The following is a 22,323-nucleotide window of genomic DNA, read 5'->3' on the forward strand; positions in this document are numbered from 1 at the left end:
ATTAGGCTGAATTTTTATATTGGACAAAGATTTGGAAATGAAATAACCGTTGATTAATAAGATTTTTTGGCTTGTGGTAAGAATAAAGTCCGTACACTCGTTGAATAATTATTCTATTATTTGTACTTTTGCCAGTCAAATTGCCGCAAGCGGGGAATCTCGCAGACGCATAGAAACTTGATTGAATAAATTTTAGAACAATGAATATATCTTACAACTGGCTGAAAGAGTATCTTGATTTCGACTTGCAGCCCGAAGAAGTATCAGCAGCACTAACCTCTATCGGTTTGGAAACCGGGGGAGTAGAAGAAGTTCAAACGATCAAAGGTGGACTGGAAGGACTGGTTATCGGCGAAGTTTTGACTTGTGTGGAACACCCGAATTCTGACCACTTGCATATCACGACGGTGAATGTCGGTGGGGAAGAACCTTTGCAAATCGTTTGCGGTGCGCCCAATGTCGCAGCAGGCCAGAAAGTGGTTGTCGCTGTGAACGGTACGAAACTCTATGACGGTGACGAAGTCTTTACCATTAAAAGATCAAAAATCCGTGGCGTTGAGTCGAACGGTATGATCTGTGCGGAAGATGAGATCGGTATCGGAACAGACCATGCCGGCATTATCGTGCTTCCGGCTGATGCGGTTGTAGGAACTCCTGCCAAGGAATATTATAATGTAAAGAGCGACTATGTGCTGGAAGTGGATATCACTCCGAACCGTGTGGACGGAACTTCCCATTTCGGTGTTGCCCGCGACCTGGCTGCTTACCTGAAACAGAACGGTAAGCCGACAGAACTGAAACGTCCGTCTGTCGACGCTTTCAAGATCGACGATGAAACTCCGGCTATCGAAGTGATCGTTGAAAATACGGAGGCATGTCCCCGTTACTCCGGTGTTACTATCAAGGGCGTAACAGTGAAAGAAAGTCCGGAATGGTTGAAAAACCGTCTGAATATAATCGGTTTGCGTCCTATCAATAACGTAGTGGACGTAACCAACTATGTATTGCATGAAATGGGACAGCCTCTGCATTCATTCGATGCAGGCAAGGTTACTGGCGATAAAGTGATCGTGAAGACGATGCCGGAAGGTACCAAGTTCGTCACCCTGGATGGTGTTGAACGTACGTTGACCGATCGTGACCTGATGATCTGCAATACGGAAGAAGCCATGTGTATCGGTGGTGTGTTCGGCGGCCTGGATTCAGGTGTGACGGAGCAGACTACGGATGTATTCCTTGAATCGGCTTGTTTCCATCCGACATGGATTCGTAAGACAGCCCGTCGTTTCGGTTTGAATACCGATGCTTCTTTCCGCTTCGAACGCGGTCTGGATGCGAACAATACAATCTATGTATTGAAACGTGCCGCTCTGTTGATCCAGGAAGTAGCCGGTGGTAAGATTACCGGATCTATTCAGGATGTTTATCCGAATCCGGTACAGCCTTATACCGTGGAACTGACTTACAACAAGATCAACAGTCTGATCGGTAAGGACATTCCGGTAGAGACGGTTAAGAGTATTTTGGCTAGCCTGGAGATGGAAATCGTTTCGGAAACAACCGAAGGTCTGACCATCCATGTGCCGGTTTACCGTATCGACGTACAGCGTGATGTCGATGTAATTGAAGATATCCTCCGTATCTACGGATATAATAATATAGAGTTCAGCGACAGCGTAAAATCAAACCTGAGCTACAAGACAGCTACCGACCGTAGTTATGATCTGCAGAACCTAATCTCTGAACAGCTTTGCGGTTCAGGTTTCAATGAGATCATGAACAATTCGCTGACACGTTCCGCTTATTACGATGAACTGACTACTTATCCGGTTTCTCATTGCGTTATGCTGATGAACCCGCTGAGTGCAGACCTGAACGGTATGCGTCAGACATTGTTGTTCGGCGGTCTGGAAAGTATCGAACATAATGTGAAACGTAAAAACGGCAATATCCGTTTCTTTGAATTTGGCAACTGCTACGATTATAATGTAGAGAAGAAGCGTGAAGACGCTACACTGGCCGAATTCTCGGAAGACTATCGCCTGGGATTATGGGTTTGCGGCGACCGTGTGGAAAACAGTTGGGCGCATGCAGATGAAAAGGCTACCGTGTATGAACTGAAAGCCTATGTGGAAAATATCCTTATCCGTCTGGGCGTGAATCTGAAGAAGGTTGTCTTCGGAAACCTGAGCAATGATATTTATTCAACAGGCGTAAGTATTACAACAACTTCGGGCCGCGAACTGGGTACGTTCGGTATCGTAAACCGTAAGATCTGCAAGGCTATGGATATTGATTTCGAGGTATATTATGCTGAGTTGTCCTGGACATTGCTGATGAAGGAGACAAAGAAGAATAAGGTGACATTCTCCGAGATCTCTAAATTCCCGGCAGTAAAACGTGACCTGGCTTTGTTGCTGGACAAGTCCGTTCAGTTTGCTGAGATCGAAAAGATTGCCGAAGAAAGCGAACGCAAACTGTTGAAGGAGGTTTCCCTGTTCGACGTTTACGAAGGCAAGAACCTGCCGGCCGGAAAGAAATCGTATGCCGTAAGTTTCTACCTGCAGGATGAGACAAAGACATTGACCGACAAACAGATCGACGCGATCATGCAGAAGATTCGCAAGAATCTGGAAAGCAAACTGGGTGCATCATTGAGATAAGACAAAAGTTTATAATAATATAATACAGATATAATATGGGAAGAGCGTTTGAGTTCCGTAAAGCAAGAAAATTTAAACGTTGGGGTAATATGGCCCGCGTATTCACAAAACTGGGTAAGGAAATCACTATTGCTGCGAAAGCAGGTGGTCCTGATCCGGAGAATAACCCCCATTTGCGTGCTTTGATGCAGAATGCAAAGAAGGAGAATATGCCGAAAGAAAATGTGGAACGTGCCATTAAGCGTGCTGTAGAAAAAGATTTCTCCGGTTATAAGGAGATGACTTATGAAGGTTACGGCCCGTTCGGTATTGCTATCTTCGTGGAAACAGCGACCGATAATACAACCCGTACGGTTGCCAATGTGCGCAGTTATTTCAATAAACATGGCGGCTCACTGGGTACAAGCGGCAGCCTTGAATTCCTGTTCGATCATAAATGTGTATTCCATATCAACAAGAAAGATGGTATTTCGTTGGAAGACCTGGAACTGGAACTGATCGATTATGGAGTGGATGAAGTAGACGAAGACGAAGAAGAAGTCGTTATTTACGGCGAATTTGCTCAGAACTCCGCTATCCAGAAATATTTGGAAGAGAACGGTTACGAAATCACAAGCAGCGAGTTTGTTCGTATCCCGAACGATCTGAAAGAAGTGACAGCCGAACAGCGTGAAACATTGGATAAGCTGATTGAAAAGCTGGAAGAAGATGACGACGTACAGAATGTATTCCATAATATGAAGGAAGACGAAAGCGGAGAAGAATAACATTCGCTTTGACCTTATAAGAAAAAAGAAGTGGTATCGGATTAATTTCGGTACCACTTCTTTTTTTATGTAAGTTATATTTATTTCATTACTTTTGCAGCCGCTAGTATTAATAATAACTCTATTGGATTATGAAAAGGGTAATTTTTATGTGTGCACTCATAGCTATGAGTGTAATTTCTTCTTATGTCTCCGCTCAGAAAGAGCTGGGGATTTTTAATTCTCTCTCAGTTGGTGTAAGTGCCGGAACAACAGGTATTGGCGTTGATGTAGCGACTCCGGTCACTCCCCATTTTGCCATCCGTGGAGGTGTTTCGTTTATGCCGGGTATTAAAATCAGCACAGATGTGGATGTGGAACTGAATGATCCCGATCTGGGAAGCTATCCGAGTACGCTTGACCTTAAAGGTAGTATGAGCCGTGCTTCCGGAGAATTATTGGTGAACTACTATCCGTTCCTGAGTTCTTCTTTCTTTGTGACGGCCGGTGCTTATTTCGGCGGTTCCAAGTTAGTGAAGATCACTGGCCACAGCGATGAGTTGAAGGAATATGTGAACGAAGGTGGAAAGGCCGGTATTGTTATCGGTGATCAGACAATCCCGGTAGACAAGGATGGTAATATCGCCGGCGGTCTTAAAGCAGCCGGATTCCGTCCTTATCTGGGAGTAGGTTTCGGACGTGCAGTTCCTAAAAAGCGTATCGGCGTACAGTTTGAATTAGGTGTTCAGTTCCACGGAACTCCCAAAGTGTATACGGATGCCGGAATCCTGGGTAGTACTTCAACCGACGGAGACGACAGTTTCACAAAAATCATAGATAAACTGACTGTTTATCCGGTTATGAAACTGCGCTTTTGCGGCAGATTGTTCTGATAAAGAGGGGGGTAATTGTAGTAGAATAATTTCATTCTTAGGAAATAATGAGCCAATGTGGTAATATGCCAATGTGCCAATTTAGGAAAAATTGAACTATCTGTTTATAGTGACGGGAGTAACTAATTCCCCTCTTGAGAGGGGATAAGGGGTGTGTTAAAGCTAGTTATAGGGCTAAACAATAACACACCCCCTTCCCCCTCTCAAGAGAGGAGCCAGGTACAACCGATCAATAATCGGATAGCTCAAACTTGACAATATTTGAAATATCTATTTTGCTATAATTACCTTATCCTTCATTATGCCTTCATCCTAACAATGAACAGCACCGGATTATCTTCTTCCGTGCGATCCGGGAATGCTTTCTTTACTTCTTCTCCTGAACGGCAATAACAGAAAGAATTGTTATAAATATCCAGTGATTTCAGGTCGGGAACCCTTCCCGTATGGTAGAAATTATCTTCGAAGCCTCCTGTTACATTATAGGCATAGTCTTCCCGGCGATCGTAACAGAACGTATAATTCTTATCCGTATCAGTTGCGTCCGAGTAAGTGGAAACCAAATAACGTCCGGCTATGCAGAGGGGTAAGATTGAAGAATATTCCTCATGTATATTCAGTTTGTTCCGTCTGATCAGGTAAAGCGTATCCGCCAGTAACTCGTCCGGCTGGGTGGAAGGCGAATAGGCGTAGACATTCCCGTTGGTAACGGACAGTTCGGTAGAGAAGCAGGCGCCCAGATAGAACCGTCCCAGGTCGGCAGCCGTCAGTTTGCGGGCATCCTGCAGGTTGAATGTCGTATCGAACTTATAAAGCCACTCGTTGACACATTGTTTGCCGGTCCCCTCTTCGGAGGGCGACAACGATTGTGCCGTCATCCATATATGGCGGTTATGGTACATCAGGCGGGTAGGGGTTTTCAATGGATTGATTCCGGCAAGGCTTTTCCTTTCCAGCAATGTCCCGTCGTAATCATAATAATAAACGTTTTCCCGGTCGTCCATGACGATCAGTTGCTTTTCGAGCGGATCGATGACGTAATCGGTAACCAGGAAATGCTTATTACTGGTGATCCGGCTAAGGAATTTGCCGGAGCAGTCGAAATGAAAAAGCTGGCCGTTGCTTACCAGGAACAATTCATTCCTGTCGCGCTTGATCTGTGTGGCATGTTTCAGCCGGCAGTCGGATGTTGTTTCCAGCGGAATGGCGATCACTTCGTCGGCAACGTCTGAGAGGGAGCCTTCGGTGGTGCTTTTCACCGGCATATCTTCGCTTATAATCTTGTAACCTTCGTTTATGTAGATTATTCCAACGAGCAAAAGTAATAGCAAACAGGTCTTTTTCATTTCATCATTCATTTAAAAAGGAACATACATATAACGTTTTTATCTCCGGATTATTGAACAAAGCGGCAATTTCTTTTCATTTAGCTTTGCAGGAAAACCCAGTTATCCCCGTTCGACAGACTCTCGTCGTAGGTAAATCCTTCCCAGGAGAAATTTTTGAGAGCTTCCGGATCAGTGATCCTGTTTTTCAGTATATACCGTGTCATCTGTCCGCGGGCCATCTTCATGTAGATCACGATAGTCTGCGCTTTTCCGTCTTTCCATACCTTGAACTCCGGTGTGATGATGCGGACGGTGCTCCCGACTTTCTTCCAGTCGTATGCCCCCTGTATTTCCTGGCTGGCAAGGTTTATCAGGATGTTATCGCTCTTTTTTACTTCGTCGATCAGCAGTTCTGTCTGACGCGGACGCCAATAGTTATACATATTTCCTTCTCCCAACTCCGGCAGCTTCACCTCATATTCCATCCGGTAAGGCTTGATCAGGTCGAGCGGACGCAGCAGCCCGTAGCAGATGGAGGCAATCCTCAGATGGTCGTTTGCATACAGGAAATCATCTTCCGTGAAATCTTTGGGGTTGATATTCTTGAAAACCACTCCGGTATAAGCCAGTAATGCCTGTAAGGAGTGTACCTCTGCGGTATGGAATTCCTGAAACCGGTTGTAATTCTCCAATGCCAGTTTGGGATTCAGTTTCAGAATCTTTTTCAGGTCGTCGGTAGAGAACTGTGCCATATTCAGGGCTATCTCATTCGCTTCCTGTGCGAAACGGGGCATCGTCCCGGCAGGAGCTTTTATTTTGGATGTACCGGTCATTGTTTTGGCCGAGGTCAATATAATCAGCATACTAATTTAGTTATCTGTTTCAACAGGTAAAAGTAACAATAACAAATACAACTTGGTGCTGTTGTTAAATCTTTATGCGTTTAATTTTTTTATTTATTCAGAAATCCGTTAAATCAAGTTATATTATATATTTGCCTGCATAAAATGAATGTGGGTATGAGGATACATGTTTTGTTCGTTTGCTTGTTTTTCCTTTTGAATATTTCATGTGCGGAAAAAGAGGAAGGCGATGATTGGGTTGGAGTCTCCCAGGAGCTGTTATTTCAGGCTTTGCAAAATGATTTGTCCATTCGGGAAATTAAGCAAACGTCCGGTTCCTTCGAGATTTTGTTCAGCGATAATAGTGTCATCTCTTTTCCCGGCGGAAAGAAAGTCTTTTATACAACCATCGGAAACAATAATAATTGGTTGATCAATGGAGTCAATACCGATATAAAGGCCCTATCGAACATACCAAATTCCGAATCAAACCTTCAGTCTATAGATGTCGATGGCAGAGGAAATTGGTCGATAAACGAAAAAAGTACGACTATACAGGCCGGTATGCCTTTGGATATGCCTGACATCCCTGTCCTTAAAAATATAATAGAGTCAAGGCATTTCTTCTATTTTTATTATTCTGACAGAACGATCCTCCGGTTTATGAGGCAGAATAGTAATAATCATTTGTCTGATAAGAAGCAACATCTTCCTGCCCATCCTGCCTCGTTGAAAATATTATGTATTGGCAATAGTTTTACGGAAGATGCGACAAGTGGGCTACCCAGGATTATTAAATCAGTCGGTTTGAGTCATATTTGTATCGGTCACCTCATTGCGGGAGGAGCTTCTCTAAGAAAGTTTTATGAAGGTTATATGGAGAATTCTCCCATCGGTATATATCAAGTTACAAATGATCAAATGGAGTGGACGACTATATCGGATAATTTTACATTGAAGCAAGCATTACAATATGCTGACTGGAATATCATAACCTTTCAACAAGTTTCTTATGATGCGGGAAGGTATCAGACTTATCAGCCTGTTTTTTCCAGTTTGATCGATATTGCAAAAAATGAATGCCGTAAATCCAAACCTGTTATTGCCTGGCAAATGCCCTGGGCATATGGAACCGGATGTCAGGAAGAGTATTTTGGTAAGTACGGATATAATCAACAGAAGATGTACAAAGCCATCACCAATGCGACGAAAGTAATGATGAGCCAATCTGAGGTGGATATACTGGTGCCGGTCGGTACCGCAATCCAGAACTTAAGAAATACGAGCCTGAATAATTCTCCGTTGGATATAACGAGAGATTATCGTCATCTTGATTGCGGTATAGGCCGGTACACTGCCTCTTGCACGCTGTTTCAAGCATTAATAGCCTCTGTTTACAAAGTCGAACTTTCTGATACTCCTTTCTTTAATGCATATGGAGATACCCCCGTTACGGAAAAGAATTTTAGAATATGCCAGCAGGCAGCTATAAATGCTTGTAATGCTCCTTTTACTGTAACGCCACCAACCGATTAATTCGGCCAATATCAGAGAAGTTACTATTTATGCTACAGTACATCAAAAACGAACAACATTATACCTTCTTTATCGAAGCTATCCGGCAAGCCAGGCGGACGATCTGGATCGGGACGGCTGATATTAAGGACCTTTATATCAAGGAAGGAAAAAATGCTGTCCCTCTGTTGAAACTACTGGAACAAAAGGTGAAGGAAGGTGTGGAGGTCCGTCTGATCCATGCCAAAGAACCGGGACAAAACTTTCGGGACGACTTCGATAAATATCCCTTGCTTTGGAGCCGGATGGAACGTGTATTGTGTCCGCGTGTCCATTTCAAACTGTTGATATTCGATTTGAAGCAGGCCTATATTGGGTCGGCAAACTTAACGGGAGCCGCTTTGGGCATGAAAGGAAAAGATAACCGCAACTTTGAAGCAGGAATATTTACTTCGGTGGAAGAACTGGTGAAAGAGGCTGTCGACCAATTTGACTGTTTGTGGATGGGGATTCCCTGTAAGACCTGTAAACGGAAAAAGTTTTGTTTGGATAGGATTGTTAGTGAATAATAAATTGAAACTTTGTAAAAGTATAGAATTATGACAGGTGCAATAGCTGGAGACATCATTGGCTCCGTTTATGAGTTTGATAATATAAAGACAACGGACTTCCCGCTGTTTACGGACGAAAGCGATTATACCGACGATACAATCATGACAGTGGCCGTTGCGGACTGGTTGCTGAATGGGGGAGACCTGGTGAAGGTTATGCAGCGGTATTCAGCTGAATATCCTTGTCCGATGGGCGGTTATGGTGGCCGTTTTAGTTACTGGCTTATGGAAGAGAATCCGTTACCTTATAATAGTTGGGGAAATGGTTCGGCGATGCGGGTAAGTGCTGTCGGATGGAAATTCGATTCATTGGAAAAGACATTGGAAGTGGCTAAGGAAACGGCTATTGTCTCTCATAATCACCCCGAAGGGATAAAAGGAGCACAAGCCACTGCTGCCGCTATTTACCTGGCACGAAGCGGAAAGAGCAAACAGGAGATCAAGCAATATATAGAAACCGCCTTTTCTTACGACCTGGACCGTACCTGCGATGACATTCGTCCGGATTATTCTTTTGATGTTAGTTGCCAGGGAACCGTTCCCGAAGCGATCATTGCCTTTCTGGATAGTTCGGATTTCGAGCATGCCATTCGCCTGGCAGTTTCGCTGGGTGGCGATAGCGATACGCTGGCTTGCATAACAGGAGGGATTGCAGAGGCTTATTATGGGATGCCGGAAGATATAAAACAACAGGTTTACAATAAATTACCGAATGAATTCCTAAAAGTGGTAAGTGAATTTAGAAATAAATAATCATTAGATATTAAAGAAAGGTAGAAACTTTACTCCATTTTTCATCATAATAGCATAATAGATAATGCGTTCAAACTGGATATATCTGAGCGCAAAGGTATTAAAAAAATGACTCAAAGACAGAAAGCCTCTTGTAAATCTAAAAAAACAAACTATCTTTGCGGCACGAACAGAGTAAATAAAACAATATAATAACCTTTTTATGTTTAGTGCATCGGTATAAATCCGTATTTCGAGTTCACATCTCCGGTCTTTGAGATGTCATTATACTAACGGTCAGCTTCGCATATTTGCGAGAGGCGGATCAATCGTTTTGTTGGTATTCTGTCGGAATATGGATAATCTCATTTTCTAAATAAACTATTTTATAAACAGATATTGGTCTATAAATTTGATGGACGGCCAATGCTATATAGTAATGAGAACATGATTTACCCGAATAATTTTGAACAAAGAATAGGTATAGATACAATTCGTCAGTTTGTTACAGAAAAATGTTTAAGTACTCTGGGAGAAGAAAAGGTCGCAGCGATGGACTTTTCGACAGACTATGCCACCATTGCCAGATGGTTGGAGCAAACAGGGGAGTTTTTACAAATCTTGCGTAATAAAGAAGATTTCCCGGTCGATTTCTTTTTGGATGTCCGCGATACCCTGCAACGGATAGGAGAGGATATAACAGCATGGCTTTCGGAAGAAGAAATAGCCGGGCTGATGAATTCTCTTCAGACTATCAGCAATATAGTAGCCTTTCTGCATAATGCCAGGACGGATACCGGAAGAATGAAGTATCCCTCATTGACATTTATGGCCGGTCAGATAACCGTTTTCCCCTTGTTGATTGATAAAGCCAATTCCATATTGGATAAATCCTGCCAGGTGAAAGATAATGCTTCGCGCCGGCTTGCGGATATACGCAGGGACAAGGTCGAAGCGTCAAAAGCCATTACCCGTAATATGCAGATAGCGATACGGGAGGCACAGGCGGCAGGACTTATCGGCAGGGATGCACAACCCAGTCTGCGTGAAGGTCATATGTTGATTCCGGTCAATGCAGCCAATAAACGAAAGATCAAAGGCGTGGTACATGCCGATTCAGGCAGTGGTAAAACGGTATTTATCGAACCGGAAGCAGTGGCAGCAGCCAGTAGCCGTCTTCGTGAATTGGAGAACGATGAACGCCGTGAGGTTGCAAGGATACTGATCGAATTTACAAATCTGGTACGTCCGCATCTTGCTAATCTGATGCGCTCTTACAATTTTATGGGCGAAATGGACTTTATCCGTGCCAAGGCTTCATTTGCCCTGCGTATCAATGGCATTAAGCCGGTCTTTGAAAATGAACAACAGGTGGAATGGATACAGGCTGTGCATCCGTTGCTGAATATACAGTTGCGTCAACAGAATAAGGAAGCGTTCCCTTTGGAGATCAGGTTGAACAGGAAGGACAGGTTACTGATCGTTTCCGGAGCAAACGCAGGTGGTAAGTCCCTCTGTCTGAAAACGGTTGCCTTACTGCAATATATGTTGCAGTGCGGACTTCTTGTCCCTGTGGATGAAAGTTCCCGGACAGGTATATTCGATCATATCTTTGTCGATATAGGAGACGGGCAGAGTATAGAAAACAGTCTTAGTACCTATACTTCACATCTGACTAATATGAAGTTTTTTGTAGAAAACTGTGATAATAAAACGCTTATCCTGATAGATGAGTTCGGTAGTGGGACGGAACCGCAAATCGGAGGTGCTATCGCTGAAACCATACTCGACCGTTTTAACCGGAAGCATAGCTTCGGGGTGATAACAACCCATTTCCAGAACCTGAAGCATTTTGCTTATGAGACCGACGGGGTTGTAAACGGAGCCATGCTTTACGATGCTGAACGCATGCAGCCGTTATACAGGCTTTCCATCGGCAGTCCGGGAAGTTCGTTTGCTGTTGAAGTAGCTCGCAGGATCGGTCTTCCGGAAGATATTATTGTTGATTCGTCTGCTAAAATGGGTGAGGATTTTATCAATATGGATAACTTCCTGCAATCTATCGCACGGGATAAATTGTATTGGGAAGATAAGCGGAAAGAGATAACAGCCATTGAACATAAAGTGATTGAAGCTAGGGCGATAGAAGCTGCCGGGTCTCTTGAGTCATCAAAAGATAAAGCGGTGAATCCTGTAAAGAAGCAATCTTTGGAAAATGCCGTTATCGAAAAAGGAGATAGCGTGAAACTGGACGGTCAACTGACAGTCGGCGTTATCCTGGAGTTACAGGGTAAACAGGCCACTGTTGCATTCGGCATGATGAGAAGCACTGTTGTCTTGAAACGGTTAACGCTGGTAAGTAAAAAGAGAAAATAGAAGTTGGGAGAAGAGGGGATTTTATCCCTCTTCTTCCAACTTCCGTATTTCCTCCATCTCTTTATTCAGCCGTTTGAACTGTGCAGGTAAAATATATCTCAGATTTACAAAGATAGAGATTGCCATGATCGTCATAATAAGAAGTAACATGATGGCCCCTTCGGTTGTTGTAAATAGAGGCATGTTGATCATCAGGAAGATACCGGCTATGCCTACCGGGCTGCTGCAATAATTCCTTTTTGTCATTTCCAACTTGAATAATTCGAGTTCTCTGACTTTTTTCTTATTCTCGAGATATGATTCCGTCAGGTCTAGTTTCCGGAGCTTCAGGTAATAACCGATCAGTCCCCATAAGGTAAAGCAGGCAAACCCCAGGAATAAACCCAGTCCAACATAAAAATTGAATATATTCTGGATCTGTATATTCGTAAAAAGCAGAATGAGGATTATCACTGGAAAAGGAATTCTGAACAGGAGGACCAGGAGATTCTTTTTCTTCATCCAGCTTGTTTCCTTATTGATCTTCTCCATTAAAGCACTTTTATTCAATTGCACGTTTGCTGCAATTTGCAGGTTTTCCTGCTTCCAGCTGTTTTTTATAGCGTCGAGTTCCATACTAATTCATTTTTGCGGATTCATTTGTTTTCTTAATTGCTCTTTTATCCGGTTCAGACGGGTACTTACGTTTGTCCGGGATATACCGAGGATTTGAGAGATCTCTTCGTACGATTTATCATCCAGGTAAAGCAGAATAATTGCTTTGTTCTGTTCTGATAAAAGTTCTATGCACTGATAGAGTAGTCCTATTTCCGAGGAGTTGTCGTTGGGGATATCGAGGATATCGCTGCCGTCCAATACTTTCAACTCATCGAAAAACAATACTTTGCTGTTGTCCCGCTTTCGTTTGACATTCAGTGCCACGTTCAGCGAGACACGATATATCCAGGTCGATATTTTGGAGTCGCCTTTGAATTTGGGGTACGACTTCCACAATTCGAGGATGATATCGTTGACCAGGTCTTTTCGGTCCTGTGTGGTATAAGCATACACCCGGGCGATTTTGATGAGGATGCTTATATTCGATTCCAGGGCGGAAAGGAAGTCTGTTTCACGTTTTATCATATTCTTTTCTCTTTTAGTTTGTATTGGATTAGTAACCCGACAGATGAAAAAGTCACAATATGCAGTTTTTTTATCTTGGAACGAATATAACACTATCCGGCAAACCTTTTTTGCTTTCTTGTTGTTTTCTCTTCGAAAGTACGTAATGTGTCGTTACTTCCGACTGAACGACATGGTATCTTTCTCTGATTTTGTATAAATATGACAAAATGTCTTATTTTTATTCTGGTATTTCTTTTGTAGATATATCAGTGAAATTTGAAAATAATAAAGATAACAAGAAAATAATATAGCATATGAATTTAAACAATTTTACAATCAAATCACAGGAAGCTGTTCAGCAGGCCGTTCAGTTGGTTCAGAAGAACAACCAGCAAGTGATTGAGCCTGTTCATTTGCTTAAGGCTGTCATTATGACGGGCGAGAGCGTAACGAACTTCCTTTTCCAGAAACTGGGTGTGAATATCCAGAATCTGAACATGGTGCTGGATCGTCAGATAGAATCCTATCCGAAAGTATCCGGCGGTGAACCTTATCTGTCAAGCGAATCGAATGCCGTTTTGCAGAAAGCAATCGACTATTCCGGTAAGATGGGCGACCAGTATGTTTCCCTGGAACATATCATCCTCGCTTTATTCACCGTAAAGAGTACTGCTTCACAGATCTTGAAAGATGCAGGTGTGACGGAAAATGAACTGAAAAAAGCGATCGAAGAATTGCGTAAAGGTAATAAGGTAACCAGTCAGTCTGCAGAAGATACATACGACTCATTGAGCAAATACGCTATCAACCTGAACGAACGTGCCCGTAGCGGCAAGCTCGACCCGGTGATTGGCCGTGACGATGAAATCCGTCGTGTATTGCAGATTCTGAGCCGTCGTACAAAGAACAACCCGATCCTGATCGGTGAGCCAGGGGTGGGTAAGACCGCTATCGCCGAAGGTTTGGCACATCGTATTATACGTGGCGACGTTCCGGAGAATTTGAAATCGAAACAGATTTTTTCTTTGGATATGGGAGCTTTGATTGCTGGTGCCAAATATAAAGGTGAATTTGAGGAACGTCTGAAGTCGGTTGTTAATGAAGTAACCAAATCGGAAGGTGAGATTATCCTCTTTATTGATGAAATACATACATTGGTAGGGGCCGGAAAGGGCGACGGTGCTATGGATGCTGCCAATATCCTGAAGCCGGCACTGGCACGTGGCGAATTGCGTTCCATTGGTGCGACTACCCTGGATGAGTATCAGAAATATTTTGAAAAGGATAAAGCCCTGGAGCGTCGTTTTCAGGTTGTCATGGTCGAAGAGCCTGATGAACTGGATACTATTTCTATTCTGCGTGGTTTGAAGGAGAAATATGAAAACCACCATAAGGTTCGTATCAAAGACGATGCGATCATTTCGGCCGTCCAGCTTTCAAGCCGTTATATCACCGACCGTTTCTTGCCGGATAAGGCAATCGACTTGATGGATGAGGCTGCCGCCCGTCTGCGTTTGCAAGTAGATTCCGTACCGGAATCATTGGACGAAGTAACCCGTCGTATCAAACAGTTGGAAATCGAACGCGAAGCGATCAAACGTGAGAACGACAAAGGCAAGCTGGAGCAGTTGAACAAGGAAATCGCCAATCTCAAAGAAGAAGAGAGAAAACAGAAAGCTCAATGGGAAAGCGAAAAAGAATTGATCAACAAGATTCAGCAGAACAAGATAGACATCGAGAACCTGAAATTCGAAGCCGACAAAGCTGAACGCGAAGGCGACTACGGTAAAGTGGCCGAAATCCGTTACGGCAAAGTAAAAGCCAAAGAAGAAGAGATCAAGGAAGTACAGGCCAAATTGCATACGATGCAGGGTGCTGCTGCCATGATCAAGGAGGAAGTCGACAGCGAAGATATTGCCGATGTAGTATCCCGTTGGACAGGTATCCCTGTTAATAAGATGTTGCAGAGCGAAAGGGAGAAACTGCTTCGTTTGGAAGACGAACTGCATACCCGTGTGATCGGTCAGGATGAGGCAATCAGTGCGATAGCCGATGCCGTACGTCGTAGCCGTGCCGGATTGCAGGACCCGAAACGTCCGATTGGTTCCTTTATCTTCCTCGGTACGACAGGTGTCGGTAAGACAGAGCTGGCCAAAGCGTTGGCTGAATATCTGTTTGACGATGAAAATATGATGACGCGTATCGATATGAGCGAATATCAGGAAAAATTCAGTGCGACTCGTTTGATCGGTGCACCTCCGGGATATGTCGGTTACGATGAAGGTGGTCAGTTGACGGAAGCTATCCGTCGTAAGCCATACTCCGTTGTCCTCTTCGACGAGATCGAAAAGGCGCATCCGGATGTATTCAATATTCTCTTGCAGGTATTGGATGACGGGCGTCTGACGGACAACAAGGGCCGTGTCGTAAACTTCAAGAACACCATCATCATCATGACCAGCAATATGGGTTCATCGCTGATTCGTGAAAGTTTCGAGAAAATTACGCCCGACAACCGTGAAAAGGTGATCGATGAAACCCGTATCCAGGTGCTGGAACTGTTGAAGAAGAACATCCGTCCGGAATTCCTGAACCGTATCGACGAGATCATCATGTTCACTCCGTTGAACGAGGAAGAGATCCGTAAGATTGTCACTTTACAGTTGAACGGTGTGAAAAAAATGCTGGCAAACAACGGTATCGCTTTGAACTTTACCGATGCCGCTCTCGACTTTATCTCGGATGCCGGTTACGATTCCCAGTTCGGTGCCCGTCCTGTGAAACGTGCCATCCAGAAGTATGTCCTCAACGAACTGTCGAAGGAAATTCTGGGCATGAAGATTGACAAGAACCGTCCGATCACGATCGATCGCGAAGGGGATGGGCTGGTGTTTAAGAATTGAAAATTAAAAATTGAAAATTGATTAAGACTCGGGTTTGTTGTAAATCCGGGTCTTTTTTTGTTTACATTTGCAACATTAATCTAAAAAGGAAAAGAATATGAAAAGGTTTTTAATGATGATGGTTGCTGTGATGGCTCTCTTTACATTAAGCGGTTGCGGGGAATCTAAAGAATCGTATGTAAAGGACTTCACGAAGTTCGTAGAAAAAGTACAGGCTGGTGCCGATAAGTATTCTAAGGCAGATTGGGAAGAAGTGGAAAAGAAATATATCGAATTTGCCGAAACAAAATATGATAAGTATAGTTCCGAACTTTCTACAGATGAAATGATCGGTATCACAAAGTTGAAAGCCACTTATCTGACAATCCAGACAAAGCATGGCATCATTGATAACATATTGAAGGAAGGAAATAATGCTTTGGACGATTTGATCAAATAGCATATAATTCTTTTTAAATCTCAATTAAAGCAATATCTTTGCATAAGTATGTAACCAATTAAACTGAAAAAGTTATGAGCGACAAAGACGATTTGATTTACGATGAAGACGAATCTGTAAAATTTATTCAGAACTATCTTCCCCAGGAATTGAAAGGCAAATTCAGCAATGACGATATCAATTATATTGTAGACCTGATCTACGATTTCTACGAATCACGTGGTTATCTGAACGATGATGCTGACGATGATGCCGATATTGAAATAGATGAGGATGAATTGATTGAATATGTAGTAAAGAATGCGCAGAAGGATGGTGTTGGCAAATTCGATCCCGAGGCAATAGGCTTTATTGTGCAGGGCGAACTTGAATATTGCGATTCTATCAACATGTTCGATTGATAAACTGTTATATTCATATAAAGTTTATAAAAGAGCAAAAAGATGAAACATTTAAAACTATTATCAGTACTGCTATGTATGGCAGTAGTATTTACGAGTTGCGGAACATGGACAAATACCGGTAAAGGAACAGCCATTGGAGTAGGTGGTGGTGCAGCCGCCGGTGCAGGTATTGGTGCATTGGCCGGTAATACAGCATTAGGAGCAGTTATCGGTGCTGCTGTCGGTGGTACGGCCGGTGCTTTGATTGGTAAAAAGATGGATAAACAGAAGAAGGAGCTGGAAGCAACTCTTCCTCCCGAAACAACCGTTGAGACCATTAATAATGGTGAAGCTTTGAAAGTTACTTTCGATTCTGGTATCCTGTTTGCGACTAATTCAAGTACATTGAGCGATGCTTCGCGCAGTGCATTGCGTAAACTGGCTGTCAGCCTGAACGAAAATCCGGATACCGACATCAAGATCGTTGGTTATACCGATAACACCGGTAAGGTGGACTACAACCAGACTTTGTCGGAAAAACGAGCTAAAAGCGTATACGACTATATGATGGTCGACCAGGGTGTAAGCGGTCGCCGCATGGAATATGAAGGCAAAGGCGTTCACGATCCTGTTGCCAGCAACGACACTCCGGAAGGACGTGCATTGAACCGCCGTGTGGAAATCCTGATCCTTGCCAACGAAAAGATGATACAGGATGCTCAACAGGGGACATTGAAATAAATATTTATTTTAAAAGATAATCGAAAGGCCTGGAATAGCGTAAGTTATTCCGGGCCTTTTCTCGTTTTAACTATCGTTTACGAGCGTTTTGAAGTCTTACAACAAGTTAATTAACACAGTCAAAATAACATCGAAGAGAACCTTTTTTAATTTCTTGTTGTTTCATGAGTAACTTATATATAAGCACAAATAATAGTATAAACTGTTTTAAACGTTAAAATGAGATGAAAAAGATTATTCCTTTTTTCTTGTTGATCCTTTTACTGGCATCTTGTCAGAAAGATCCGGATATGTCAAAGCTGGATAATGATTTCGTGGTGTACACAAATCATGATAGTAAGACCGATTTCAAGTCTTTCACCACATTCTACATTCCTGATAGTGTACTGGTAATTGGCAACAGCGAGAAGCCTCAGTACTGGACAGCAACTGAAGCAGACGATATCACTTCCACAATTATCAGTAACATGGAAAGCCGTGGTTACACTCGCACAATGGACAAAGAAACAGCGGATCTGGGTTTGCAGGTTTCTTTTGTTGAAAATGTAAATTATTTTACAAACTGGTATGACAACAATTATTGGTGGTGGGGTTACCCAGGTTATTGGGCACCTAATTACTGGAGACCGGGATGGGGACCGACATGGGGTTATGACTGGCACGACTGGTATTATCCGTACCCTGTTGTTTACAGCTACAGCGTAGGTTCACTGCTTGCTGAAATGGTCGACCTGAAATCTCCGACACCAAAGACTGCTGATGCAAAGTTACCGGTTATCTGGACTTCATATATGGCAGGTTTATTGTCCGGTTCAAATAAGATCGATACTCAGCTATCCATCCGTGCAATTGATCAGGCATTTGTTCAATCACCATATATCAGGAAATAATTAAACGCGAATCAGTAAAATTTGAGTCTTATGAAAAAGATAAATAAATCAATAAAATTAGTCGCTTTACTTATCGCCTGTTTAGCGATTCCTTCACTGGCTGGCGCCCAGGTTGTAAACAATATGTATTTCAATATCGACTGGGATATCAACTCTCCGTTCGGTAATGACTTTGCCGACAAGACAAGCGGTTGGGGTGCTCATGGTGAAGCCGGTTATTATGTGGTTCCTAATTTTGCAGTAGGTGCATTTATTTCTTATCACACGAACAATAAATATATTGACCGTCAGACACTCAACGTAAGCGAAACATCTGCTATCACTTCTGATCAGCAACATTCTTTATTCCAGTTGCCTTTTGGTGCTGCATTCCGTTATAGCTTTACCCGCGAAGGACAGTTTGAACCTTATGTTTCAGCTAAATTAGGTGCAGAATACAGTGAAATGTCGACTTATATGAATGTAATGAAAGTGTACGACCGTCAATGGGGATTCTATGTAGCTCCTGAAGTTGGTATGAATATTTTCTTTACTCCTGAAAAGAAATTCGGTTTGCACGTAGCTGCTTACTATAATTATGCAACAAACAAAAGTAAAGTCCTGACTTATTCCATGGACGGAATAAACAACTGGGGAGTACGCTTCGGTGTTGCGTTCTAAAATAGAAGTTTGTTCTTTTAAGTGTTTTATGTAGTTTATTAGAAAGCGGGAGGCTGCAGCGGCAGTTTCCCGTTTTTTATTTTAAATTCCAGGGGAATGCGATCTTATCCAGAAGATTTTTACGGGTAGGAGGGAGTTCACCTTTTTTTAAGGCTCTGCGCTGTACGAAACACCAACTGCCCAGCTTGTTCTCACGGGCGGTTGGCCAGCGGTTGTTTTCTGAGAAGAACTGTTGTAGTTTTTCATAGTTTTCCATCCAGACATCATCGATAGTCCAGATAAAACCTTCGGCTTCCATCCGGGCGATGCGTTCAGCCGAAAGTAAACCTTGTTTCCGGTTCTTACGCTGGGTGTTACACCAGCTGCCGGCTTTACCTTCATTGCTTTTGGGCCAACGTTTGTGTTTTTTGTAGTAGGCAAGTACCTGCTGCCAGTTCTCCGTCCAAAGCGAATCCAGATCCTGTTCCCACCAGAAGCCGATCGAATCGAGCAACCGGATTCTTTCATTGGAAAGGAGACCTTTCTTTCGTGCTTGGCGTTGGGTATTGCACCAGGTATTCAGTTTGTTTTCGCCGCGTTTGGGACAACGGTGTTCTACAGCCATAAATGCTTTCAGTTCTTCAAAGCAGTTCATCCAGCGGCTGTCCTGTACCTCCCATTCGAAACCGATTCGGTCTAACTGCGAGATATAATCTTCCGACAACGTCCCTTTCTTCCGGGCAATCCGCTGGGTATTGCACCAATTTCCCAGCTTCCCTTCGGCTGCCTGTGGCCAACGTCCTTCACGTTCCTTATATTCAATCAAACGTTCATACATCACAGGCCACGCATCCAACTCCGCCAGCATATCATCCACACGGACACGGATATCGGACAGGAATCCCGTGACTTCAAACTCCATAAAGCCTTTAAAGCTCTTCGGGGCACGGATCGCCGGATGATAAGCCAACTCCCTTGACATAGCTTCATAAACAGAACGGCCCGAAAGGTTATTGACGAAGTCTAGTACCACCGGATGACGGTCCGAACCGGCTTTCAGGCAACGGCCCAACTGTTGCAAGGCAACCACATACGATTCTGTACGTCGCAGGAACATGGCTGCATCTACTCCTTCCACATGCAATCCTTCGATCAGCATATTTATAGAGAAAAGTACATGTAGTTTTCCCGTTTCCCTACGGAAACGACGCAACGTCTTTTCATTCTCCCGGTTACTCAGCCCGTTATGGATCTCGAATGTTTCCGTCTCAAAGCCTGCCTGCCCGAGCCAGTTCGATACTTCGGGAATCATATGCTGAAGATCTTCCTTGTCTTTACAGAAAACAAGCATTTTCTTTACTTCTTTCGGCAAATAACGCCGGATCAGTTCCGATGCACTCAACGAACCGCGAAAGTCCAGTCGGGCAAAGTTTATCTTATCCTGAATACGCTTACGCCTTTCAGATGTACAGTCGCTCCTGTTCAGCATACGCTGTACCTTATCCAGCTGGTTATTCAGATCGAATACGCTCTGCACCAGAACAGGAACAGGCAGTATCTTATAATACCAGGCCATAGACAAAGACAATTCATGGAACAGGTTTCCCTTGAAATAGACCTCTACCGTATCGAGCATCTCTTCTGGACGTATCGGAGTGGCCGACATTCCCAGTACACGCGCCTCCGGATTGTTATCTATTACTTCCTGTACAGCCTGTCCCCATACCTCCGCTCCGAAATGATGGAACTCATCAATAATGATATGATCCGCTTTGAGTTCACCGACTGTACCGCGATTCAGGACTAATGCCTGGAAAGTCCGGTAGGCGACATGTGGCATTGTCCTGCCGATTGCTTTTTTGATCTCGGCAATGATCGTAACGTTGGGAGCGATAACCACTATATCATCTTCCGAATGATTGACAATATAGCGGGCAATCAGGTAGGATTTCCCTGTACCGGTAGCCTGTACAACGGCTCCGATCCTGTTTGTTTTGAATCCTTCCTCGATGGCCCGGTAAGCCGCTTCATTATGTGAAAACAGTTCAATATGCTTTCCCGTTTCCAAGCTTTTCAGATAGCTTTCATCCGAAACAGTCAGTCCATGCAGTTCAAAGGAAAGTGCCTCCGGCAGATAACCGCCATGAGCCAGAATACGGAACTGGTTGCAGCCGGACATTTCCCCGATACGCTGCATTTCAGTATACAACCTGTCTACTTCCGGCAAGCCGACAGGTTCCTTATTCCATACCTCTTTCACAATGAAAGTAACGGAGTCCTCCCTGAAGCCTACCAGCAGACAGCCGGATTCTTCAGTGACAAAATAATGATAAGAATGATAAAGATCGCAGAGTGACATTCAGAAAATATGTCAATACTAGAAATCATTCAATATCTAAAACCTCAGTTTCCTCTTTGGGTTTGAAAAGGTCTTTGATAAACAGATAACCGATTCCTCCGAATATGGCAAGGAATACAAACCCAATCAGGATCAGCGGCTTCTTGGGAGAGGATGCTTTTAAAGGAACTGTGGCAGGTTGTATTATTGTATACACCGGTGTCTGTTCCTGTACCCGGAGTTTATCCTGTTCCAATTTCTGGGCCAGCGTATTGTAAACATTGAAGGTCAATGTCATTTCATTCTTTAAACGTTCCTGTTCCGTACGGTAGCTGGCAGAGATAATATTCTTGTTGGCATCCTCAAAAGCCGCATAGGCACGTTGTGCCTTATAATAGGATTCCCTGGCTTCACTAAATACTTTCTCTGTGAATTCCAGGTCCTGTTTTACCTTCTGGGTACGGTAATTTGTGATGTATCCCTGAAGTTTTTCCAAAACAATTTGAGTGATATTCGCCGAGATCAACGGGTCTTGCATCTGAACGGATACGGTGATTACCGATGTCTTTTTATCCACAGAAGCGGAGATGCGTTGTTGTAACGCATTGATAACGCCGGCTTGTTTATTGGTTAGTCTAAAAGAAGTCAATTCTCCATTACTTACCGGTTCTTCTTTTGAGAACAAATCTTTCACAACACCCAACAACTTGAACGGAGTCTGTACCACATAACTCCACCACGCACTTTTCTGATGATCATTCATATAATCATATAAGGATGCAGAATAATCACCTTTCTCATTTGTTACTTGTACGGGGAATAACTCCAGTAAAAAAGGAATACTGCTGACTACATCCGGATACAGGTCCGGAGAGATGGCATCCGCTCCTGAAGTACTGTTCAGGTTAATCCCTGCCATAGCAGCCAATCCTCCCAGATTTCCCATCTTTTTGGATGGGTCGGAAGTTTCGGGTGCCAGTTTTACGGTTGTACTATATTCTTTCGGTATGCTGAAAGCTACGACAAGACCGACAACAACTGCAATTCCGCAACATTTAAAAATAAATTTACGTTCCCCCCACAACCGCTTAGCCAATTCTATTAAATCGATCTCCTGTGCATTATCTATGTCAGGAGTGTTCATTTGAATCATATCCACCTTGTTAATTGAAAATTAAAG

Annotated in this window: 19 protein-coding genes; 13 read left to right on the forward strand and 6 right to left on the reverse strand. The window is 43.4% G+C overall.

The window, feature by feature from the left end; genetic code table 11:
- The first annotated feature begins 200 nt into the window (after positions 1–200).
- The 3 genes from pheT (at position 201) to HMPREF1535_RS14725 (ending at position 4,302) form a co-directional block, all read left to right on the forward strand.
- On the forward strand, positions 201–2,663 hold the full coding sequence (gene pheT / locus HMPREF1535_RS14715; protein WP_046146714.1) for a phenylalanine--tRNA ligase subunit beta: 2,463 nt from the start codon (positions 201–203) through the stop codon (positions 2,661–2,663).
- Positions 2,664–2,698: 35 nt separating this feature from the next.
- Positions 2,699–3,430: a YebC/PmpR family DNA-binding transcriptional regulator gene (locus HMPREF1535_RS14720; protein ID WP_007652801.1), complete on the forward strand. Its 732-nt coding sequence runs from the start codon at positions 2,699–2,701 to the stop codon at positions 3,428–3,430.
- 131 nt (positions 3,431–3,561) lie between these two features.
- Positions 3,562–4,302 carry a hypothetical protein gene (locus HMPREF1535_RS14725; protein ID WP_010799921.1) on the forward strand — a complete coding sequence of 247 codons (741 nt, stop codon included), beginning with the start codon at positions 3,562–3,564 and terminating at the stop codon, positions 4,300–4,302.
- A 299-nt stretch (positions 4,303–4,601) separates the two neighbouring features.
- On the opposite strand, the gene HMPREF1535_RS14730 is transcribed toward HMPREF1535_RS14725, so the two are convergent.
- Together HMPREF1535_RS14730 and yaaA are read right to left on the reverse strand one after the other, a co-directional pair.
- A complete protein-coding gene (locus HMPREF1535_RS14730; protein ID WP_046147558.1) occupies positions 4,602–5,648 on the reverse strand; it encodes a 6-bladed beta-propeller in 1,047 nt (348 codons plus the stop codon).
- 80 nt (positions 5,649–5,728) lie between these two features.
- Positions 5,729–6,493, reverse strand: a complete 765-nt coding sequence (gene yaaA, locus HMPREF1535_RS14735) for a peroxide stress protein YaaA (protein WP_007652812.1) — start codon at positions 6,491–6,493, stop codon at positions 5,729–5,731.
- Between the two features lie 156 nt (positions 6,494–6,649).
- Here yaaA and HMPREF1535_RS14740 point away from each other — a divergent pair, with 156 nt between their 5' ends.
- The 4 genes from HMPREF1535_RS14740 to HMPREF1535_RS14755 all read left to right on the forward strand — a co-directional run bounded on the left by HMPREF1535_RS14740 (position 6,650) and on the right by HMPREF1535_RS14755 (position 11,706).
- Positions 6,650–8,008, forward strand: a complete 1,359-nt coding sequence (locus HMPREF1535_RS14740; RefSeq protein WP_046147559.1) for a DUF4886 domain-containing protein — start codon at positions 6,650–6,652, stop codon at positions 8,006–8,008.
- Between the two features lie 29 nt (positions 8,009–8,037).
- Positions 8,038–8,556, forward strand: coding sequence for a phospholipase D-like domain-containing protein (locus tag HMPREF1535_RS14745; protein WP_046146715.1), 519 nt, complete (start codon positions 8,038–8,040; stop codon positions 8,554–8,556).
- 30 nt (positions 8,557–8,586) lie between these two features.
- Entirely contained in the window at positions 8,587–9,351 is a 765-nt protein-coding gene (locus HMPREF1535_RS14750; protein ID WP_007652821.1) for an ADP-ribosylglycohydrolase family protein, read from the forward strand.
- Positions 9,352–9,777: 426 nt separating this feature from the next.
- Positions 9,778–11,706, forward strand: a complete 1,929-nt coding sequence (locus HMPREF1535_RS14755; protein WP_046147560.1) for an endonuclease MutS2 — start codon at positions 9,778–9,780, stop codon at positions 11,704–11,706.
- A 21-nt stretch (positions 11,707–11,727) separates the two neighbouring features.
- Here the strand turns inward: HMPREF1535_RS14755 and HMPREF1535_RS14760 are convergent, their stop codons facing one another.
- Together HMPREF1535_RS14760 and HMPREF1535_RS14765 are read right to left on the reverse strand one after the other, a co-directional pair.
- Positions 11,728–12,321, reverse strand: a complete 594-nt coding sequence (locus HMPREF1535_RS14760; RefSeq protein ID WP_046146716.1) for a hypothetical protein — start codon at positions 12,319–12,321, stop codon at positions 11,728–11,730.
- 6 nt (positions 12,322–12,327) lie between these two features.
- Positions 12,328–12,828 carry an RNA polymerase sigma factor gene (locus HMPREF1535_RS14765; protein ID WP_046147561.1) on the reverse strand — a complete coding sequence of 167 codons (501 nt, stop codon included), beginning with the start codon at positions 12,826–12,828 and terminating at the stop codon, positions 12,328–12,330.
- 296 nt (positions 12,829–13,124) lie between these two features.
- Between HMPREF1535_RS14765 and clpB the strand changes: the two genes are divergently transcribed.
- From clpB to HMPREF1535_RS14795, 6 genes are all read left to right on the forward strand, one after another.
- Positions 13,125–15,713 (forward strand): ATP-dependent chaperone ClpB, encoded by a 2,589-nt coding sequence (gene clpB / locus HMPREF1535_RS14770; RefSeq protein WP_046146717.1) that lies wholly within the window; start codon positions 13,125–13,127, stop codon positions 15,711–15,713.
- Positions 15,714–15,810: 97 nt separating this feature from the next.
- Positions 15,811–16,152 (forward strand): DUF6565 domain-containing protein, encoded by a 342-nt coding sequence (locus HMPREF1535_RS14775; RefSeq protein WP_007652827.1) that lies wholly within the window; start codon positions 15,811–15,813, stop codon positions 16,150–16,152.
- A gap of 74 nt (positions 16,153–16,226) precedes the next feature.
- Positions 16,227–16,553 carry a hypothetical protein gene (locus HMPREF1535_RS14780; protein ID WP_007652830.1) on the forward strand — a complete coding sequence of 109 codons (327 nt, stop codon included), beginning with the start codon at positions 16,227–16,229 and terminating at the stop codon, positions 16,551–16,553.
- A gap of 42 nt (positions 16,554–16,595) precedes the next feature.
- Positions 16,596–17,276 carry a YiaD family glycine zipper/OmpA-like lipoprotein gene (locus HMPREF1535_RS14785; RefSeq protein ID WP_007652831.1) on the forward strand — a complete coding sequence of 227 codons (681 nt, stop codon included), beginning with the start codon at positions 16,596–16,598 and terminating at the stop codon, positions 17,274–17,276.
- 224 nt (positions 17,277–17,500) lie between these two features.
- Entirely contained in the window at positions 17,501–18,166 is a 666-nt protein-coding gene (locus HMPREF1535_RS14790; protein ID WP_007652832.1) for a DUF4136 domain-containing protein, read from the forward strand.
- A 30-nt stretch (positions 18,167–18,196) separates the two neighbouring features.
- Positions 18,197–18,826, forward strand: coding sequence for an outer membrane beta-barrel protein (locus tag HMPREF1535_RS14795; RefSeq protein WP_046146718.1), 630 nt, complete (start codon positions 18,197–18,199; stop codon positions 18,824–18,826).
- 76 nt (positions 18,827–18,902) lie between these two features.
- Here HMPREF1535_RS14795 and HMPREF1535_RS14800 read toward each other — a convergent pair whose 3' ends face one another.
- A complete protein-coding gene (locus tag HMPREF1535_RS14800) occupies positions 18,903–21,164 on the reverse strand; it encodes a Helicase associated domain protein (protein ID WP_046146719.1) in 2,262 nt (753 codons plus the stop codon).
- Positions 21,165–21,189: 25 nt separating this feature from the next.
- Positions 21,190–22,296, reverse strand: a complete 1,107-nt coding sequence (locus HMPREF1535_RS14805) for a Wzz/FepE/Etk N-terminal domain-containing protein (RefSeq protein WP_082207547.1) — start codon at positions 22,294–22,296, stop codon at positions 21,190–21,192.
- Between the last annotated feature and the right edge of the window lie 27 nt (positions 22,297–22,323).

Origin of the sequence: Parabacteroides goldsteinii DSM 19448 = WAL 12034, from assembly GCF_000969835.1 — a bacterium.
GTDB lineage: Bacteria > Bacteroidota > Bacteroidia > Bacteroidales > Tannerellaceae > Parabacteroides > Parabacteroides goldsteinii.

What these genes read in the sequence shown, in the direction of transcription:
- HMPREF1535_RS14720 (WP_007652801.1), top strand. Translation starts at nt 2,699, where the DNA reads ATGGGAAGAGCGTTTGAGTTCCGTAAAGCAAGAAAATTTAAACGTTGG.
- HMPREF1535_RS14775 (WP_007652827.1), top strand. Translation starts at nt 15,811, where the DNA reads ATGAAAAGGTTTTTAATGATGATGGTTGCTGTGATGGCTCTCTTTACA.
- HMPREF1535_RS14790 (WP_007652832.1), top strand. Translation starts at nt 17,501, where the DNA reads ATGAAAAAGATTATTCCTTTTTTCTTGTTGATCCTTTTACTGGCATCT.
- yaaA (WP_007652812.1), bottom strand. Translation starts at nt 6,493, where the DNA reads ATGCTGATTATATTGACCTCGGCCAAAACAATGACCGGTACATCCAAA.
- HMPREF1535_RS14750 (WP_007652821.1), top strand. Translation starts at nt 8,587, where the DNA reads ATGACAGGTGCAATAGCTGGAGACATCATTGGCTCCGTTTATGAGTTT.
- HMPREF1535_RS14760 (WP_046146716.1), bottom strand. Translation starts at nt 12,321, where the DNA reads ATGGAACTCGACGCTATAAAAAACAGCTGGAAGCAGGAAAACCTGCAA.
- HMPREF1535_RS14725 (WP_010799921.1), top strand. Translation starts at nt 3,562, where the DNA reads ATGAAAAGGGTAATTTTTATGTGTGCACTCATAGCTATGAGTGTAATT.
- HMPREF1535_RS14745 (WP_046146715.1), top strand. Translation starts at nt 8,038, where the DNA reads ATGCTACAGTACATCAAAAACGAACAACATTATACCTTCTTTATCGAA.
- HMPREF1535_RS14805 (WP_082207547.1), bottom strand. Translation starts at nt 22,296, where the DNA reads ATGATTCAAATGAACACTCCTGACATAGATAATGCACAGGAGATCGAT.
- HMPREF1535_RS14800 (WP_046146719.1), bottom strand. Translation starts at nt 21,164, where the DNA reads ATGTCACTCTGCGATCTTTATCATTCTTATCATTATTTTGTCACTGAA.
- HMPREF1535_RS14740 (WP_046147559.1), top strand. Translation starts at nt 6,650, where the DNA reads ATGAGGATACATGTTTTGTTCGTTTGCTTGTTTTTCCTTTTGAATATT.
- HMPREF1535_RS14780 (WP_007652830.1), top strand. Translation starts at nt 16,227, where the DNA reads ATGAGCGACAAAGACGATTTGATTTACGATGAAGACGAATCTGTAAAA.
- HMPREF1535_RS14795 (WP_046146718.1), top strand. Translation starts at nt 18,197, where the DNA reads ATGAAAAAGATAAATAAATCAATAAAATTAGTCGCTTTACTTATCGCC.
- pheT (WP_046146714.1), top strand. Translation starts at nt 201, where the DNA reads ATGAATATATCTTACAACTGGCTGAAAGAGTATCTTGATTTCGACTTG.
- HMPREF1535_RS14755 (WP_046147560.1), top strand. Translation starts at nt 9,778, where the DNA reads ATGATTTACCCGAATAATTTTGAACAAAGAATAGGTATAGATACAATT.
- HMPREF1535_RS14765 (WP_046147561.1), bottom strand. Translation starts at nt 12,828, where the DNA reads ATGATAAAACGTGAAACAGACTTCCTTTCCGCCCTGGAATCGAATATA.
- HMPREF1535_RS14785 (WP_007652831.1), top strand. Translation starts at nt 16,596, where the DNA reads ATGAAACATTTAAAACTATTATCAGTACTGCTATGTATGGCAGTAGTA.
- HMPREF1535_RS14730 (WP_046147558.1), bottom strand. Translation starts at nt 5,648, where the DNA reads ATGAAAAAGACCTGTTTGCTATTACTTTTGCTCGTTGGAATAATCTAC.
- clpB (WP_046146717.1), top strand. Translation starts at nt 13,125, where the DNA reads ATGAATTTAAACAATTTTACAATCAAATCACAGGAAGCTGTTCAGCAG.